The following is a 17,774-nucleotide window of genomic DNA, read 5'->3' on the forward strand; positions in this document are numbered from 1 at the left end:
GGAAGGCCGACCAGATGATCAACCCGTTCGACGACGATGACGCCCAGTTCTACGTCCTGACCAATGCCGAGGGCCAGCACTCCATGTGGCCGATCTTCGCCGCCGTTCCCGGCGGCTGGACCATCGCCTACGGCGCGGCCGCGCGTCGCTCCTGCCTGAAGTACGTCGAATCCCACTGGCTGGATATGCGTCCCAATTCACTCATCACCGCGATGCGACCCGAGGCCAACTGAATAGGTAGGGTGCGCCGGTTCGTACATCCCCCCTGCCGACCGGTGCGCCCTACCTCCTCATGCCCGGGTGCGCGGAGTATTGACGATCATCCGAGCCTGCTCGCGCCAATCAGCGACCGCGCGACCCTGGAAACCGGACAGCGCGGTATCGAATTGTTTCGCGCGCTTGGTGACGGTGAGTCCGACGTAGGTGTGGCCGTTGGTGATCGCGCGGGTCGCCACCGCGCAGGCCTCGTCCACCTCGCCCGAGGCGAGCAGCGCGGTGGCGTGTTCGAACCGGACCAGTGCCGGTTCCATGGTCTCGCTCGGGTCGTAGAGCCCGATAGCTCGCTCGGATGCCAGGGCGGTCTGCTCGGCGCGGCCCAATCGGGAGTAGCCAATGGCCTGATAGAAGGCGAGCTTCTCCGGGCGGAAGGAAAAGATGCCGATCGAGAGTTGTTCCGCGGGAACATTTTCCAGCGCCCGCTCGGACCTCGCGATGCAGCGGGCGAAGCCGTCGGAATTACCGAGGCTGGCGTGCGCGCGGGCCGCCATTCCCCACAACCAGGCCGCCGCCGGACCGTTGCCCGGATTTTCTTCGAGGCGCGGGCTGAGCAGGTTCAAAACTTCCTTCGGATTATCGCTATAGGTTGGTAAATACGACAATCCGGCCAGTGCGATGTCCTCGGAATAGCGATCTCCGATGTCCTGGGCAGCGTGAATTGCGGTGGTGTACCACAATCGCGCCTGACCGAAATGACCCTCATTGAACAGAATTTCGCCGACGACATTCGCCAGGCGCCCGGCCGTACGGACCAGTCGGATTTGATGATGGGTCGCCTGCCGCTCCGCGAGACAGCCGCGGACCGCACGGAATTGGTCGAGCGTGGCCTGCAGCAACTCGTGCGGCGGCACCTGCACGACGCGGGTGCCAAGGGCATCGACGGATTGCTCGAGCAGGCCGAGCCGTCGTTCGCTCATCGAGCCCGCGTCCAGGGTGGCGAGCATCTTCTCCGGTTCGCTCGCGACCATATCGGCCGCCTGACCGGCCAGGCCCGCACCGATGCAGGCCAACAGCAATCGCCTTCTCACGTCGTCATCCTCGACTTCCTTGTCGAGCCCGATGTCCCTACCGAGCTGTATCCGATCGAGCGCCGGGCTCGTCTCTTCGGCATCGCGGGCCGTCGTCGGGCTCGCGACCGCGCGCTCGAATCGCGCGACGACGACCGAATCGGCCTCCGAGAGCACTCGATCGAGCAAACGTCTGCTTGCGGCATGCATCCGGGTTGTCCGGCCGTTCTCCCACAAGATCACGGTGCGCGGGGTGACGCCCACCAGGCGCGCGAACTCATAGCGACTCCGCTTCATCGCCACGCGAAGAGCGAGTACGTCTTCGCCGGTCCAGTCGACCTCAACCATAGGTGCCGCCCCCTCGTAGCAGGCTGATTCAATCGGAAATTACTCCCATTTATCGCATTCGGCTCTGTTATCCACCGAATCGCAACGTGCACGCTGAAGCAGTACCCGGCACCGGGTTTGTACCCCAAACCCTTTCGGGGGTGCCGGCTCTCCGGAACCCGACGCACGGTCCCGACGCTGTTCCGATCCGCAGCGTCGACGGCGGGTTCCGGTGGTGCTGCCGGTGCCGGGTGCACTTATCTCTTCGGTGGAGGTGAACAATGGACGTTTTGCATTCGGATATCCGGGAATTGTGGCTGGTGCAGAGCCGCGATTGCAATCAAGAGCCGGTTGGCCTCAGTGATGACCGGGCGCGTTTCATCCTCTCCGTGCACGCTGGACACGGCGCCCGCTGCCGCCAATATCTGGCCGCCTCCGCGCACTGCTACCGGCGCGCTGCCGAGAGATAACCCGCGGCCCTGATGGGGGTTCCGGTGCGGCGCTCATCCGCAGAGAGTGCCGCACCGGGATGGGCCGAAAAGGCCATCGGGGCAACCTTTATCGCTGTGGTGCCACGGCGAATCGATCGGGCGTTACCTGCGCGTCAGTTGCCCGAGCGCTCCGCGAAAACCGCGCGTGCCACTGTGATTGCGTTGAGCGCGGCCGGAAATCCGGCGTAACCCGCCATCTGCGTGATGATTTCGACGACCTCGGTCTCGGTGCCGCCGACGTTCAGCAGGCCGTGGATGTGCACGCCCAGTTGCGGCGCCACCGAGCCCAGCGCGGTGCACATGGCGACGGTGACCATCTCACGGGTCTTCAGATCCAGACCGGGCCGTGAGTAGATATCGCCGAAGCTGTACTCGATGATGTAGCGCCCCAGATCCGGCGCGATATCGCGCAGCGAGGCGATGACCTGTTCGCCTGCGTGCCCGTCGATCTCGGCGAGCTTGGCGCTCCCACGCTCGAACCGGTCACCGGTCGGTGCCGGTGCCGGTGCCGGTTCGGCCGGTGCGGGGAGATCGGTACGGGCGTCGAACACTTCGCGCGCCGCACCCAGTCCGTTCAGCGCGGCAGGGAACCCCGCATACACGCTGACATGGATCAGCGTCTCCACGATTTCCTCCCGTGTGCACCCCACATTCAGTGCCCCGTCGATATGGAAACGCAGCTGCGGCGCGGCATTTCCCATCGCCGCCAGCGCCGACACCGTCGCCAACTGCCGCTGCCGCAACGTCAACCCCGGCCGGGAGAGAATGTCGCCATACCCGAATTCGACGGTCAGCCGACCCAGGTCCGGTGCGATATCCGCGAGACTGTCCAGCACCGCGGGCCGCTCCTGCCCGCCGACCTGCCGAAGCAGCTCCAGTCCGCGCTCGAAACGATCATTGCTGGTAGAGGCCTGTGTGTTGGTCATGCCCCGAACTCTAGAAGTTGGAGTGTGCTCCAACGCAAGCATTGAATCGTAGCGGCTGTCCGGAGCCTCGAGCCATCCGTCTTCCCCGACCTCACCCAGTGAACCGTCCGCGAGTTCACACAGCGGGCGGCTGTCCGACGGGGCGAGTTCGAGCTTGCACCAGGTGTCTTGGTGGAAGGCAACGAAGCAGTGCACTGACGGACGGGCAGATTTCGTTTCGCCATCGGCCGGCGGGCCGCAGCAGATGGCTGATGGACCGACGAACGGATCTCGCTGTGGCGGCTCTTTTCGGCACCTGCCGACCGGTCTGTCCTTCGGATCCGGCTCGATTCATATCTGGGCGGCAGACGATCACCCGGTGGTACTAGGGGGCCTCCCTGGGGAGATCTCAGGGAGCGACCCCGATGTGTGGGGCGGGGAATATTCCTAGCGTCGAGGCATGCGCCTTGTGACGGTAGGTATCGCTGTTGATGTGGTTGCTCTGCTTTCGGGATGTGCCACGGATTCCGCTGCGCCGGTGCGAGTTTCGGAGGAGCGGATTCGGGTGGTCCAGGAGGATATCGATCGTGCGGTCGAGGGTGGTGTCACCGGGATGATCGCGACGTTGACCGAGAACGGGAAGACGGTCACGCTCACGAGTGGAGTCGCCGATATCGGCGCTCGCGCGCCGATTCCGGTCGCGCCGCCGCAGCGGGTGCGGATCGGCAGTATCAGCAAGACGTTCACCAGCGCGGTGGTGTTGCAGTTGGTGGCGGAGGGCAAGATTCGGCTCGATGAGCCGGTGGATAACTATCTGCCGGGGCTGTTGCGGGGCGAGGGGATCGATGGGCGGGCGATCACCGTGCGCCAGATCCTGCGGCACCAAAGCGGTTTGCCGGAGCTCACCGAAGACCCGCGCGTCGACGAGTATACGGCGGCGCTGGCGGGACGGATCATGACACCCGCCGAGCAGATCGCGATAATCCTCAGCAGGCCAGCGGATTTCGCGCCCGGTGCGCGGTTCGAGTACAGCAATTCGAATTACATCGTGGCGGATGTGCTGGTCGAACGGGTTACGGGTGCGGCGTATGTCGACGAGTTGAATCGGCGGATCCTGAAGCCGTTGGGCCTCGAAGACACCTACTTGCCCGCGCCGGGCGAGCTCGATATCCGAGGGCCACATCCCAAGGGGTACGCCGATATCGATGGTGTGGTGACCGATGTGTCACGCATCGAACCTTCGGTGCCGTGGGGTGCGGGCGGAATGGTCTCCACCGGCGACGATCTGAATCGCTTCTATCAAGCGCTGCTGGCCGGACAGGTCGTCCCGGCCGCCGAACTGCGGGAGATGCGGACCGGTGTGCCGATGGGGCAGGCGGATATGAACTACGGACTCGGCATCGGCTCCACTCACCTGCCCTGTGGCGCAGAGTATGTCGGGCACACCGGAGGCATCTACGGATTCCTCACGGTCTCCGGCGCGACACCGGATGGTCGGGCGGTGACCTACGCCTATACCAAGTCGCCGAAAGCCATGCCCGATCTGACGACCATACTCTCGCACGCTCTCTGTCCCTGAATAGAATCAATAGCAACATCGTGGCAGCGTGGTTGATGTGGTGAATGTGTGATCTTGGAATATTTGACCATGATTTCGCTCAGTGGATACATCGTCGAAACGTCCTCCTAAGTTAAGAATAGTCAGTAACATCGTGCGACATCGCAGGCGCCTGTGCGCGGCTCACGTGGACGTGGCAGGCCGGATGGTCGGGAGATTCAGCATGCGGACCAAGCAGTCGCGACGAACATTCATGAGGAACGCCGCTATGGCCGGTGGTGTCGCCGCCGCCATGACATTGGCGCCCACCGGCCGGGCGAACGCCCAGCCGGGCCGGTCCGTGGCGATCTTCGGTGCGGGTCCGGCGGGTCTGACCGCCGCACACGAACTGGCCGAACGCGGTTTCTCGGTCACGGTGTACGAGAAGCTCGGTGCTTTCGGCGGCAAGACCCGCAGCATCTACGCCGACGACCTGCCCGGTGAACACGGATTCCGCAGCTTCTTCGGCTTTTATCACAATCTGCCCGATACGCTGCGCCGAATCCCCTTCCCCGGCAATGCGAACGGCGTGTGGGACAACCTCGTCCGACTCAATGCGGCCATGATCGCGGGCATGGACCGGCGCAATCTCACCGTCCCGCTGCCGTTCCCGCTGCCGTTCTCGCAATTCCCGATGACTCCCAAGGGATTCATCGACTCCGTCGCATCGGTCTTCGAATCGCTGTTCCGACTGCCGCTGCACGAAGCGGTTTTCGCCGCGGAGCGCTTGGCCGTCTACGTCTCCAGCAGCACCGAACGCAAATTGGGGCAGTGGGAGCGGGTGACCTGGACCGATTTCGCGCGCCTGGACAACTCGTCCCCGGAATACAACCGTTTCCTCGGCGACGGTTTCATCCGCGAGCTCGTCGCCACCAAATCCCGTAACTGCAGCGCACATTCGATCGGGCTGGTCGGTGAGGAGTACGTGTGGTCGGTGTTGAACCTGAACAACGACAGCGACGGCAAGGGCAACGACCGCGTGCTCAACGGCCCGACCAGCGAGGCGTGGATCAATCCGTGGATCGACCATCTGCGCTCGATCGGTGTTACTTTCGAACTCGGCCAGCGCCTTTCGGGTTTCGACAGCGATGGCGCGCACCTCACCTCCGCCACCGTGACCGACCAGGGCGGCGCGCGTCATCGGGTGGAGGCCGACTATTACCTCTCCGCAATCCCGCTCGACAAGTTCCCTGACGTACTCACCGACGATATGGCGGCGGCCGATCCGAATCTCGAGCGCATCCGGAACCTGCAGGCCGCCTGGATGGTCGGCATCCAATTCTTCCTCCGCAAACGCGTCGACCTGGCCAATGGCCACGTCGGCTACAACGACGCGCCATGGGGCTTGACCTCGATCAGCGAGGCCCAGTTCTGGCGACGGCCAGTGACCACCTACGGCGACGGCAGTGTGCAGGATGTGTTGTCCGCCATCATTTCCGAATGGGAGGAGCCGGGCACCTTCAACCGCAAGACCGCCAAGCAGTGCACCCCCGAGGAGATCGCCCGCGAAACCTGGGCGCAGATCAAGGCGCACGTCAATGACGACGGCGAAATCCAGCTCGCCGACGAAATGTTGCACTCCTGGATGATCGACCCGGCCCTCACCGACGCCGGTACACCCGGAATCGCCTACGACGACGCCATTTTCATCCAGAACCCGGGCTCCTGGTTCGACCGCCCCGACGCCGCCACCGCGATCGATAACCTCTTCCTCGCGGGCGACTGGATCAAGACCGGCATGAACGTCGCCTGTATGGAGGGCGCGAACGAAGGCGGCCGCCTCGCCGCCAACGCCATCCTGCACGCCTCCGGCTCGCCAGCCGGACCGGCCACCGTCACCCCGCGCTTCACCATGCCGCTCTGGGAACCGCTCAAGCTCGTCGACCGCGAACTCTACCGAGCGGGCCAACCCAATATGTTCGACATCATCGACCGTCGCTACCCGATCCGGTAGCCCACCAGAGCCTTCCATAGGCTCGCGCCATGCGCGTACTTGTCACGGGAGCGGCGGGTTACCTCGGCACAGCTGTCGTCTCGGCCTTGACGGAGGCCAGGCACGATGCCGTCGCCATGGTGCGTGCGGAGCGACCGAACATCGCGGATGCCAGCGCGATTCGCGTTGCCGACTTACGCGACCCCGTCGCACTTCGACGTGCGGTCGACGGCGTAGATGCGGTGTGTCATCTGGCAGGGCTGACCCGGGTGCGGGAGTCGATGACCGACCCCCTCCGGTACTTCGGAGTCAATACTGTCGGGACCATCGCCCTGCTCGATGCCATGGCGAGCGCCGAGGTGCCCCGGCTCGTATTCGCCTCGACCGGCGCGATCTACGGCGATGTGAGCGGTCGGGCGATCACCGAGGAGCTGCCCGACGACCCGCCGCACCCCTACGCGAGCAGCAAGCTGGCGGCTGAAAAGGCCGTCGAAGCCCACGATGCCGCCGCTGTCGTTCTTCGGCTGTTGAATGTGGCGGGGGGCCGCGATCCGGATCCCACTCGGCTCATCCCGAGGGTGCTCGGCGCTGCGGCGCGGAATGAACCGTTGGAGGTCAACGGCGACGGCACGACGGTCCGTGACTATGTGCACGTGGCCGATGCCGCGAATGCGTTCGTGGCCGGGCTCGAACACCTGCCACCGCCGGGCGTGACCGAGCGGTACGTCATCGGCAGCGGCAGGGGCGCGAGTGTCCGTCAGGTGGTTGCCGCTGTGGAAAAGGTATCGGGACGACGCGTGGCGCTCATCCACCGCCCAGCGGTGCCGGAGCCGAGTTCGCTGGTCGCCGATCCGGCCAAGGCGATGGACCAATTGTGTTGGGTGTCAAAGTATTCCGGCATCGAAGCGATCGTCGACCAGATGTGGCACACCTACTCGGGCTAGCGCTCGGATCGGGTTCTTCTACATGCGGATGCGGCGCGCAGATCGGCCATCGGTCCGTCGCTGTCACCGTGGTGGGCTGGCTTGCCGCGGAAATCCGCGTTGCTCGTCATCGAACGCTCCTGCGTCGAACCGGCCCGAGGCGGGCCAGCATCCGTTATGTTACTGAGGATTCTCTTTCTTGTTAACCGAGTCTAGCTGGCTGTACAGGGTTCTCTAGCGAGATTCGCTGAACTAAGTGTTCTCAAGTTCTTCCGTAACTGAAGGAATCATGCGTAACATACGCACCCATACCCGACCGATCGCAGCGTGATCGGCCGCACTCGCGCCGCAGCGATACCTCGCCCCGGCGTGTGTCCGGCTGTGCCGCTCAGGCGGCGGGGGAAAGGACACAGGCGCATGCTCAAGAAGCTGGATCGAATATTCAGCTACGAGATGAAGGTCTCCGAATTCCTCGGCACCATCATCATTCTCGCCATTCCATACGGGCTCGTCGGCCTCATCTGGACGCTGACCCACACCAGCCATCTGCACCGCATGCACGGCATCGACGTGGTCATATCCTTCCTCGGCTCGATCGTGTGCTGGCCGGTGCTCACCTTCTCGAATGTGTGCATGACCTGATGATGATCTTGGTTTGGCTCATCGACATCTTGGTGATCGGCGTCAAGATCCTCGGGGGGCGTATGAAAGTCAATCCGGTGCTGCGGTTCGGGCTCTGGCTCGCCGTGTTCAGCACCGCCGTCGCCGGTATCGCCGTGGTCGGCTATCTCCTCGTCCTGCTGCAGCATCAACTCAGCGAGTCGGCATGAGCACTCGGCTCACCGAAAGGCCGAAGGAGCCAACGGATCTGGAGCGGGCCGTCGAGGATTTGAAAGGCCTGTGGCAACGGCATCCACAGCGGTCGCTGGAGACCTTGGGTCGCCAGGTTCGGCTCATGCGCGATGCCTTCATCGAGATGCTGCGCGCGATGTTCGTGCGCCGCTTCCCATTCCACGAGTTCATCAAGCAGTGCGCGTTCATGGCGAGCGTTTCCGCCGCACCGACCGTATTCGTCGCGATCCCGGTGGCCGTTGTCGTGTCGATCCAGGTCGGCGCGCTGGTGAATCAGGTTGGTGCGACGACATTTATCGGCGCGGTCAGCGGTCTCGGCATCATTCGGCAGGGTGCGCCGCTGGTCACTTCGCTGATGATCGCGGGCGCGGTCGGTTCGGCCATCTGCGCAGATCTCGGCTCCCGCACCATTCGCGAGGAGATCGACGCGATGATGGTGATGGGCGTCGATCCGGTGCGCCGACTGGTCGCGCCGCGACTGCTGGCCGCGATCCTGGTCAGCATTCTGCTGTGCGGATTCGTGGTTTTCGTCGGCTTCGCCACCGGCTATATGTTCAACGTGTACGCCCAGGGCGGCACGGCAGGCTCGTTCATCAGCACTTTCGCCTCCTTCGCGGTGGCGAACGATCTGGTAGTCGCCTTGGTCAAGGCGGCCATCTTCGGTGCGCTGACCGCGATCATCGCCTGCGATATCGGACTGCACACCAAGGGCGGTCCAGGTGGGGTCGCCAACTCGGTGAACGCCGCGGTGGTCAATTCGGCGCTGATGCTGTTCGCGACGAACATCATCATCACCCAGATCTACAACACGCTCTTTCCGGCGAAGGTGATCTGAGATGGGCACCCGATACACCCCGCCCGCGCTGAAGCCGTTTCGCACGGTCGGCGCGATCGCCATCCTGCCGGTCCAGGCCAACCGACGGCTCGGCCACCAGGGGATTACCTTCTGCCAAGCGGTGGCGGCAATTCCGTTCGTGCTCAGGCACTATCGCAAGGAAGTGCTGCGGCTGACCGCCGATGTGGGCTGGGGCAATGGTTCGCTCATTGTCGGCGGCGGCACGGTCGGTGTGGTCATCATCCTGTGCGGATTCGGCGGGATCACCGTCGGCATGGAGTCCTACACCGCGCTGAATCTGCTCACCATGAATCCGCTGACCGGCGCGATCTCCGGTTTCGCGACGACGCGCGAGATCGGCCCGATCCTGGCGACTTTGGCCTTCGCCATCCAGGCGGGCTGCCGATTCACCGCGCAATTGGGTGCGATGCGGATCTCCGAGGAGATCGATGCGCTGGAATCCATTGCCATCAGGCCACTTCCGTATCTGGTGACCACGCGGATGATCGCCGCGACACTGACCATCGTCCCGCTCTACAGCGTCGGTCTCGCCGTTGCCTATCTGATGACGAAGCTGTCCGTGCTGTTCCTCGGAGGCACCTCCGCCGGGACCTACGACCACTACTTCTTCCAGTTCCTCAACGGTATCGATGTCTTGTTCTCGGTCGTCAAAGTCGTGGTGTTCGTACTCATTTCGACCTTCATCCAGTGCTACTACGGCTATATCGCCACCGGTGGTCCGGAAGGTGTCGGCCACGCGGCCGGACGCGCGATCAAGATGGTGATCGTCGTCATGGTGTTCGTGAATCTGTTTCTGACCCTTGCGATCTGGGGCATCGACCCCGGATTCCGGATTTCGGGGTAGGTGGCGATGCTGCTCGATCCAAGTGGGCGCGGACCCACCGCACGTCAACTCACGCTCGCTGGAATAGCCATGACCACGGCGGCCGCATTGCTGCTGTACCTGCTCGGCCTGCGCTATACCGGCTATTTCCAGGACAAGGTCTCGGTTGTCGCGGTGCTCACCAGTACCGGTGACGGGCTGCCGACCCATGCCGATGTGAAGTTCCGTGGCATGGTCGTCGGTACCGTGGCCGGTGTCGATGTCGTCGCCAAGGGTGAACGTCAGGATGCGACCCTGGATCTGAAACCGGCTGTGGCGGCCCTTATTCCGGCGAATGTCACGGCCCGGGTGATCCCCAGCAATATCTTCGGCGTGACCGCCATCGAACTCGTCGACAACGGGCACGCCACCGAGACCCTGCGCGCGGGGGCCCGGATTCCCGAGGACACCAGCGAAGGCACCGTGCAGCTGCAGACCACGCTCAGTGTGCTGCGCGATGTGCTCGATCATATCCAGCCGGAGAAGCTGGGCCGGGTGCTCGCGACACTCGCCGACGCACTCGATCCCGCCGCGCGGGTGCCGGGTTCCACCATCGAACGCCTCGATACCTGGCTCACCCAGGTGCACGCGACTCCCGGCATCGGCGATCTGCTCGGCAACCTCGGCCGGGCCGTGACGGCGCTGAGCGTTTCGGCGCCGGAGTTGGTCGGTGTGCTGTCGGATTCGGTGACCACCGCACGCACGCTCACCGAGCGGCGTGACAACCTCGTCGCGCTGCTGACCAATGCCAGCGGCGCGGTCGACTCGGTCAATTCACTTTTCGCACGTAATCCGGACGCCGGGAAGGACTTGGTCGTCGGACTCGACGGCCTGTTCGGCGGTCTGGCCAGGGATCCTCAGGCCATCCCGGATACCGCCGCCAATTTCAATGCCGCGCTGCAACGAGTGCGCACGACCTTCGGGTTCGGACCGAGCCGACAGATGGTGTGGAAGATGGATGTCAGCTTCACGCCCTTCCAGCAGTACACGGCCAAGGACTGTCCGCACTACGGCACCATGGCCGGTCCGCGGTGTGGGGGCAGTACGGTACCGGATGTCCCACCGCCGCAGGAGTTTCCGCCGCAGCTGATGCCGCAGCGGTTGGCAGCCGCGGGACCGGCGCCCATTGCTCCGGCACAGGGGCTACCGAGTATCCCCGGACTGCCGAGTATTCCCGGACTGCCGAGTATTCCGGGGCTGCCGAGTATTCCGGGTATCACCGCGCCGGCCGCTGCGACGGATCAACCCGTCCAGCCGAATTCGAATCTGCGCGGTCTCGATGCCGCGGCGGCGATAGTCGGCGGTCGGCCGACCACGGCGCAATACCTGCTCTTGGCTCCGGTACTGGCCGGTGGTTCGGTGACCGTGTACGACACCGCACCGGATGAAGGGCGGTGAATACATGAAATCAGGGAAAGCACTGGCCGGATTCAGTCTGTTCGCCGTGGTCGCGGTGCTGTTGACGTACACGATCTGGTCGACGCTGCAACGTTCGGTGACCGGCGATACCGACTCGTACTCGGCCACCTTCACCGACGTGCTCGGACTGCGCATCGGCGATGACATCCGGATGGCGGGTGTGCGGGTCGGGCGGGTCGACGCCATCGATTTCGACGGCGACTACAAGGCGCGCGTGGACTTCCGTATCCAGCACAATCAGCGGCTGACAACGACGACGAAAGCCTTGGTGCGGTACCAGAATCTGATCGGCCAACGCTATATCGCGCTGGTTCCGGGCAAGGACGAGGGCACCGTGCTGACCGCCGGATCCGCGATTCCCGTCGAGCGCACCGAACCGTCGTTCGATGTGTCATCGTTGCTGTCGGGTTTCGAACCGCTGTTCAGTGTGCTGCAACCCGACCAGGTCAATTCGCTGTCGGAGACCCTGATCCAGGCCCTGCAAGGCAACAATGTATCGCTCAGTGCGCTGATCACCCAGGCTGCCGAACTCGCGGGCACCTTCGGTCAGCGCGACAAGATTCTCGGCGATGTCATCGGCAATCTCAGCAGTGTGATCGCGGGCCTGGCCAATCGCAGCGGTGAATTGGAAACCCTGATCACCCAGGCGCGTTCGCTGGTGGAATCGCTCTACGCGCAGGGCGAATCGCTGAAGTCGTCGGTCGATACGGTGGCGAAATCCACCGATTCGCTGGCGGCGCTGATCGGTCAGGTGAAGCCGAATCTGGCTCGGGCACAGAACGATGCGACCAGCGGCGTCGCCCTGCTGATTCTCAATGGTGCGTCGTTGGATCAGGCGGCGGTAGAGCTGCCGACCATTCTCAATGGTCTCGCCCGGTTCACCAGCTACGGCGCGTACGCCAACGCCTATATCTGCTCGCTGGACGTCTCGCTATGGGGCGTGCTGCTGCCACCGGGGCTGTTCTCGCAGGTGGGCGGCAATTCCCATTCGGAGGTCTGCCGATGACGGCATTACTGGGTCGGATACGCAATCGCTTGTTGTGGCTGGGACTGCTCGCGGCCGGTTCGGTCGTCGTGCTGTTGGTCGGCTCGAGTGCGTTATCGCAGGCGCATCTCGGCGACAAGACGATTCATGCCGAATTCGCGCAAGCGGCGGGTCTGCGATCGGGAGCATCGGTGGATGTCTCCGGCATCGAGGTCGGTTCGGTGAGTGCGGTGCGACTCGACGGCGCGAAGGTCGTCGTGGATCTGAAGGTGCGCAAAGATCTTCGACTCGGTCCGGACGCCTCGGCCGCCATCAAGATGACGACCATCCTCGGCAAGCTGCACGTCGAGTTGGTGCCGGGTAATGGAAAAGGACTGCCGGACAACCGGATTCCGCTGAAGCAGACCTCGGTGCCCTACAACCTCGGCAAGGTCATCCGGGATCCGAACTACAAATCGTCCTTCGAGCGCATCGAACGCCTGGATCCGGCGAAACTGCGGCAGTCACTGGATGTGCTCAGCCAGCAGATGGGTGACTCTCCGCAGCTCACCGTCGAGGCGCTGAACAGCATCGGTGCGCTGGCCAAGGTGATCAATGATCGCCGCGACGAGGTGGACACACTGCTGAAGAGCATGGATCAGGTGGCCGAGCTGGCCTCCGACAACCGCAATAGCGTGCTGGTGCTGCTGACCCGCGGCGAGGCCATCGGCAATGCCGTCGCACTGCGGCAGAACCTGCTGAAACAATTGCTCGACAATGTCGCGAGCCTGTCGCGGCTGCTGCAGGACATGGGCCTGGAGAACCAGAATCAGCTCGGCCCGCTCATCCAGAATCTGAACACCATGTCCGAGGGCCTGGAAAAGAACCGGGACAACCTCGATTCGCTCTACGAGATCATGCCGGTCGCATTGCGGCAGTTCAACAATGCCCTCGGCAACGGCCCGTACGGCGATGTGTGGGCGCCATGGGTATTCCCGGACAACTGGCTGTGCTTCGCCCAAGCCGTACAGGGGTGCAATTGATGAAGATCGGTACCTTGCTGAAATCGACGGTGCTCGGCCTCGCCGCAACGGTGGCGACCGGTTGTTCGCTGCTACCCGACAGCCTCACCGCACTGCCCGATCAGTATCTCGGTGAACATCTGCAGATCAGTGCCGACTTCGAGAATGTCGCCGGTCTATATGCGGGCAATGACGTTGCGGTGCTCGGTGTTCCGGTCGGCCGGGTCGATACCGTGACCCCCAAGGGCAGTTATGTCGAAGTCACCATGTCCATCGATAAGGGCGTGCGCATTCCGGCCGACGCCATGGCTGCGCTGGTCTCACCGCAGCTGATCACCAATCGGCATGTGGAACTCGCCCCGGCCTACGAAGGCAATGGTCCGGTGCTGACCGACGGCCAGCACATCCCGCTCGCCCGGACTCGTACCCCGGTCGAACTCGATCGCATTCTGGAAACCTTCGATCAACTCGGCGCGGCCTTGAAGGGCGACAACGAAACCGGCCCGATGGCGAGCCGGGTGTTGTTTCCGCTGCTGAACGGCAATGGCGACAAACTGCGCGAAACGCTGGACGATCTGTCCTCCGCATTCGAGGTCACCCTCGCCAATGGCGACCAGATCTCCAATACCATCGTCAAACTCAATGAGATCACCGAGATCATCGCCCAGAACGACCAGACGGTAAGGGATTTCAGCGGTCGGCTCACCGAACTCGTGCAACTGATGGGGGAGCAGGCGCCGGGTTTGCAGGCGGTGATCACCCAGCTCAACGACTTCGTCACCAATACCTCGACCGTGGTCGGCCAGAACCGCGAACAACTGCTCGGTGCGCTCACCCGATTCACGACATTGACCGCGCAGATGCGGGCCAATGCCCGCGGGCTCACCGAAATCACCGATGTGACACCGCTCTTCTTCGAGAACTTCTCGAATGCGGTGAGCCGTGAGAACCGGGCGCTGCGCCTGCACGGTCTGCTGGACAAAGCGGTGCTGGACGGTGCGGCGCTCTCGCTGTTCTGCGAGCGTATCCAGCTGCGTCTCGACGGTTGCCGCACCGGGAAGATCCAGGACTTCGGCCCCGACTTCGGGTTGACCGCCGCACTGCTCGGGATCACCAAATGAGGGCGGCGCGTTCGGCTTTCGTCGCGGCGATCGTTGTTGTCGCTTCGGCGGGGTGTGCCGTGACGGTCGACAATGTGCCGCTGCCCAAGCCGGGCATCGGTGGGCCGGGTTATGAGTTGCACGCCGTTTTCAAGGACGCACTCAACCTGCCCGCCAATGCACACGTGACAATCGGCGGCACCGAAATCGGCATGGTCTCCAAGATCAGCACCACGAACTTTCTCGCCGATGTGGAAATGCGGATTCGGCAGGATATTCAGCTACCCCGCGGCACCACCGCCGAACTGCGCCAGGCTACTCCGCTCGGTGACATGTTCGTCGCCATGACGCTGCCCGCCAAGCAAGAGAGCGCCGAAATGCTGCGTCCCGGTGACACGATCGCGCCCGACCATACCGGCACCGGCGCGTCGGTCGAACAGTTGATGATGTCGATCTCCATGCTGCTCAACGGTGGTGGGCTCAATCAGGTGGCCCGGATAACCACCGAGATGAATTCGATGTTCGCCGGTCGGGCACCGCAGCTGTCACATCTGATCACCGAGATGACCGATGTGCTCGCGGCACTCAACGCACGCACCGCCGACGTCGACAGCGTGCTCTCCGGACTGAATGTGCTCACCGGCGAATTGGCCAGGCGCAAGGCGGAATTAGGTGCGGCTGCGGATACATTCCCGCCGTTGATCGGACTGGTCGCCGAAAACAACAGGAGTATCGCCGAACTCGTCGCCAAGGTCTCGGTCACCATGTCCGCGCTCGGTGATTTCACCGACACCACCGGCCCGGAGTTCCTGAGCCTGTTCGACAGTATTCAGCGGCTGATGTCCGGCTTCACCCAGATGGGCGACAATTTGGCGGGGACGCTGGACGGGCTGCACGCCATCTATCCCAATGTCATGGCCAGTTATGACGGACCGGTGCTTGCGGTCGCCGCCACGGTTTCTTATCTCGATATCGGTGCGCTCACCGATCCGAAGGGTAGCCGCTGGCCGGAAAGCGGCGATGTACCCGCATTCATCGGCAGTCTGGCCGAGGTGATCCAGAAGGTCATCGGGCGGTTGCAGGGCGGTGGGCGATGAATATTCCACTGTGGCACTGGCTCGTTCGGCATCGGATCACGGTGGCGAATATCGGTCTGATCGTCGTGTTGATTCTCGGCATTTCCTATCTCGGTGCGGCCGTGCTGCGGATCAATCCGCTGCCGAGCACCTACCGGGTCCGGGTCGAGCTGAAGAGTTCCGGCGGACTCGCGCCGAACAATGACGTCACCTTCCGCGGCAGCCGGGTCGGCAAGGTACTCGACGTTCGGGTATCCGGTGACGGTGTCGCCGCCATCGCCGAAATCAATGACACCGCAAAGATTCCGGTGGGCGGCACCGTCGCCGTCGGCAGGCTCTCGGCGGCGGGGGAGCAGTACCTCGACTTCCGCCCCGACTCCGACAGCGGACCGTATCTGTCCGACGGCTCGATCGTCGATCGGTCGGCCACGAGCACACCGGTGACGGTGCAGTCGGTGCTCACGAATATGAGCGGGCTGATCGGCGGGATGAATCCGGCCCGACTCAATGTGATCATCGATGAACTCGACAAGGCCCTGGCCGGTGGTCCGGATCGGTTGCGCAATATGGTCGCCGGAATCAGCCGGGCCATGTCCGGACTGACCGATCTGCTCCCGCAAACCCAGCGACTCATCGAGAACCTGCAGGTGATCGCCGAAACCACCACTCACGCCCAACCCGATCTGACCACGCTGACCACCGGCTCTAGCGCACTGTTCCAGCAGTTGACCGCGGCCGATCAGGAAGTGCGCAAATTCCTCGAACTCGGGCCCGGCCAATTGGCCACACTCGGCGGCATCGTGCACGACACGCAGGATCCGATGACGAATCTGATCACCAACTTCGTCGCCATCACCAAGGCCGCCAAGTTGCGCCAACCGGCTATCGAAGCGCTGTTCCCGGCGCTGCGTGCGGGTTCGGAAGCCATCGGAATTCCGGCACACGACAACGCCTTCAACACAATGGTCGATCCGTGGCCGCGTCCGACCTGTGATTACGACACGATTCCCGTGGTGCCGACCGACAAGACCGTCGATACCAGGGTGCCGCTCTACAACTACTGCGTCACCACCGATCCCGCACTGCAGGTTCGTGGTTCGGCGAATGCGCCACGTCCGAATGTGCCGGACAACGGTTCCGGCCCGCCGCCCGGCGTAACCGGCAATGAACTTTCCCGACCCGCACCCGGCAGATAGGAACGAGAAGCTATGAGCGAGCCAACGATCGACACAGCCGACAACGAGATCGATAATGCGCGGGCCGACGCGCCGGAGGTAAGCGTTTCGCTCGGCAAGGATATCGACGCGAATGCGGCGTCGAGTACCGACGCCACGCCAGATGCGGGTTCGAAAATGCCTGCGGCCAAGCGATTTGCATTCCTCCGCAGGCCCGACAAGCGGACCGCGATCGCCTACCGCGCCGCCGCCGCACTACTGTTCGCCGCCGCAGTAGCCTCCACGGTTTTCTCTTACCTCCAGAACAGGGACAACAAGGCCATAGTCACCGCCCACGAGGATGCCCGCCTCGCCGCCTGCCAATACGCCCCCGTACTCGCCGACTACGATGCCAAGAACCTCGACAAATACTTCGCCGCCGTGCTCGACGGCGCCACCGGCGACTGGAAGAAGCAATTCGACAGCACCAGCAAGGAACTGCGCGACGTCCTCACCCAGGGCGAAGTTGTCTCCAAGGTCAACGACGTCCAGTGCGCGATCAAATCCGGCGATACCACCTCCGCCGAAGCAATCGTCGTCATCGGCCAGACCATCACCAGCATGGGCACCCAGGGCAAACCCGCCCCAGGTCAACTATCCATGGTGATGCGCTTGGAAAAGGTGGACGGCCGCTGGCTGGTCAATAAGGTGAATTCCCCCCTCGCCACCCCGCCCCGGTCCTAGTCCACGCCCCGTAACGGTGTTGCACAAAGTAAAAGCAGTGCCATTTTTCGGCGTATTGCGTCCCTCCGCGCTATGCCGCTGTAAGTTTGCCAATGATTGCGCTCGAATGCAGCCCGGCTAGTCGATGGATACCCCGCACTACTCGTGGAGGTAGAGATCTTGACTCGTCTGATTCTTCTTTTTCTCCGCCGCAGCCATCGCGGTTGTTCCCATGCCCTCGGTGCATTCGGAGGTGTGGCACTCGCGCTGCTGCTGGCGACGCCGGC

Annotated in this window: 17 protein-coding genes; 15 read left to right on the forward strand and 2 right to left on the reverse strand. The window is 63.4% G+C overall.

Going from position 1 to position 17,774, the window contains the following annotated elements:
- Positions 1–14 precede the first annotated feature (14 nt).
- On the forward strand, positions 15–233 hold the full coding sequence (locus ACQPZ2_RS06280) for an MbtH family protein (RefSeq protein WP_433524688.1): 219 nt from the start codon (positions 15–17) through the stop codon (positions 231–233).
- Positions 234–290: 57 nt separating this feature from the next.
- Here the strand turns inward: ACQPZ2_RS06280 and ACQPZ2_RS06285 are convergent, their stop codons facing one another.
- Together ACQPZ2_RS06285 and ACQPZ2_RS06290 are read right to left on the reverse strand one after the other, a co-directional pair.
- A complete protein-coding gene (locus ACQPZ2_RS06285) occupies positions 291–1,631 on the reverse strand; it encodes a helix-turn-helix domain-containing protein (RefSeq protein WP_433524689.1) in 1,341 nt (446 codons plus the stop codon).
- Positions 1,632–2,214: 583 nt separating this feature from the next.
- On the reverse strand, positions 2,215–3,027 hold the full coding sequence (locus tag ACQPZ2_RS06290) for a carboxymuconolactone decarboxylase family protein (protein ID WP_433524690.1): 813 nt from the start codon (positions 3,025–3,027) through the stop codon (positions 2,215–2,217).
- A 439-nt stretch (positions 3,028–3,466) separates the two neighbouring features.
- Between ACQPZ2_RS06290 and ACQPZ2_RS06295 the strand changes: the two genes are divergently transcribed.
- The 14 genes from ACQPZ2_RS06295 (at position 3,467) to ACQPZ2_RS06360 (ending at position 17,508) form a co-directional block, all read left to right on the forward strand.
- On the forward strand, positions 3,467–4,585 hold the full coding sequence (locus ACQPZ2_RS06295) for a serine hydrolase domain-containing protein (protein ID WP_433524691.1): 1,119 nt from the start codon (positions 3,467–3,469) through the stop codon (positions 4,583–4,585).
- 82 nt (positions 4,586–4,667) lie between these two features.
- The gene (locus ACQPZ2_RS06300) at positions 4,668–6,557 is read left to right on the forward strand and encodes a hydroxysqualene dehydroxylase (protein WP_433524692.1); all 1,890 of its coding nucleotides are present in this window, start codon (positions 4,668–4,670) and stop codon (positions 6,555–6,557) included.
- 29 nt (positions 6,558–6,586) lie between these two features.
- Positions 6,587–7,480: an NAD-dependent epimerase/dehydratase family protein gene (locus ACQPZ2_RS06305; protein ID WP_433524693.1), complete on the forward strand. Its 894-nt coding sequence runs from the start codon at positions 6,587–6,589 to the stop codon at positions 7,478–7,480.
- Between the two features lie 396 nt (positions 7,481–7,876).
- Complete coding sequence (locus ACQPZ2_RS06310; protein WP_040695729.1) at positions 7,877–8,101, forward strand: hypothetical protein; 225 nt, start codon at positions 7,877–7,879, stop codon at positions 8,099–8,101.
- On the forward strand, positions 8,101–8,289 hold the full coding sequence (locus tag ACQPZ2_RS06315) for a hypothetical protein (RefSeq protein WP_433524694.1): 189 nt from the start codon (positions 8,101–8,103) through the stop codon (positions 8,287–8,289). The genes ACQPZ2_RS06310 and ACQPZ2_RS06315 overlap by 1 nt, the downstream gene beginning before the upstream one ends.
- The gene (locus ACQPZ2_RS06320) at positions 8,286–9,146 is read left to right on the forward strand and encodes an MlaE family ABC transporter permease (RefSeq protein ID WP_433524695.1); all 861 of its coding nucleotides are present in this window, start codon (positions 8,286–8,288) and stop codon (positions 9,144–9,146) included. The genes ACQPZ2_RS06315 and ACQPZ2_RS06320 overlap by 4 nt, the downstream gene beginning before the upstream one ends.
- A 1-nt stretch (position 9,147) precedes the next feature.
- Positions 9,148–10,011: an ABC transporter permease gene (locus tag ACQPZ2_RS06325; RefSeq protein WP_433524696.1), complete on the forward strand. Its 864-nt coding sequence runs from the start codon at positions 9,148–9,150 to the stop codon at positions 10,009–10,011.
- A gap of 6 nt (positions 10,012–10,017) precedes the next feature.
- Entirely contained in the window at positions 10,018–11,427 is a 1,410-nt protein-coding gene (locus ACQPZ2_RS06330) for an MlaD family protein (RefSeq protein ID WP_433524697.1), read from the forward strand.
- Between the two features lie 4 nt (positions 11,428–11,431).
- Positions 11,432–12,454 carry an MCE family protein gene (locus ACQPZ2_RS06335; RefSeq protein WP_433524698.1) on the forward strand — a complete coding sequence of 341 codons (1,023 nt, stop codon included), beginning with the start codon at positions 11,432–11,434 and terminating at the stop codon, positions 12,452–12,454.
- Positions 12,451–13,455 (forward strand): MCE family protein, encoded by a 1,005-nt coding sequence (locus ACQPZ2_RS06340; RefSeq protein ID WP_433524699.1) that lies wholly within the window; start codon positions 12,451–12,453, stop codon positions 13,453–13,455. Before ACQPZ2_RS06335 ends, ACQPZ2_RS06340 begins: the two co-directional genes overlap by 4 nt.
- Positions 13,455–14,555: an MCE family protein gene (locus tag ACQPZ2_RS06345; RefSeq protein ID WP_433524700.1), complete on the forward strand. Its 1,101-nt coding sequence runs from the start codon at positions 13,455–13,457 to the stop codon at positions 14,553–14,555. Before ACQPZ2_RS06340 ends, ACQPZ2_RS06345 begins: the two co-directional genes overlap by 1 nt.
- Entirely contained in the window at positions 14,552–15,631 is a 1,080-nt protein-coding gene (locus tag ACQPZ2_RS06350; RefSeq protein ID WP_433524701.1) for an MCE family protein, read from the forward strand. Before ACQPZ2_RS06345 ends, ACQPZ2_RS06350 begins: the two co-directional genes overlap by 4 nt.
- Positions 15,628–16,806, forward strand: a complete 1,179-nt coding sequence (locus ACQPZ2_RS06355; RefSeq protein ID WP_433524702.1) for an MCE family protein — start codon at positions 15,628–15,630, stop codon at positions 16,804–16,806. The genes ACQPZ2_RS06350 and ACQPZ2_RS06355 overlap by 4 nt, the downstream gene beginning before the upstream one ends.
- 12 nt (positions 16,807–16,818) lie before the next feature.
- The gene (locus ACQPZ2_RS06360; protein ID WP_433524703.1) at positions 16,819–17,508 is read left to right on the forward strand and encodes a hypothetical protein; all 690 of its coding nucleotides are present in this window, start codon (positions 16,819–16,821) and stop codon (positions 17,506–17,508) included.
- Positions 17,509–17,774 lie beyond the last annotated feature (266 nt).

Source organism: Nocardia pseudovaccinii, from assembly GCF_050942345.1.
Classification (GTDB): Bacteria; Actinomycetota; Actinomycetes; order Mycobacteriales; family Mycobacteriaceae; genus Nocardia; species Nocardia pseudovaccinii.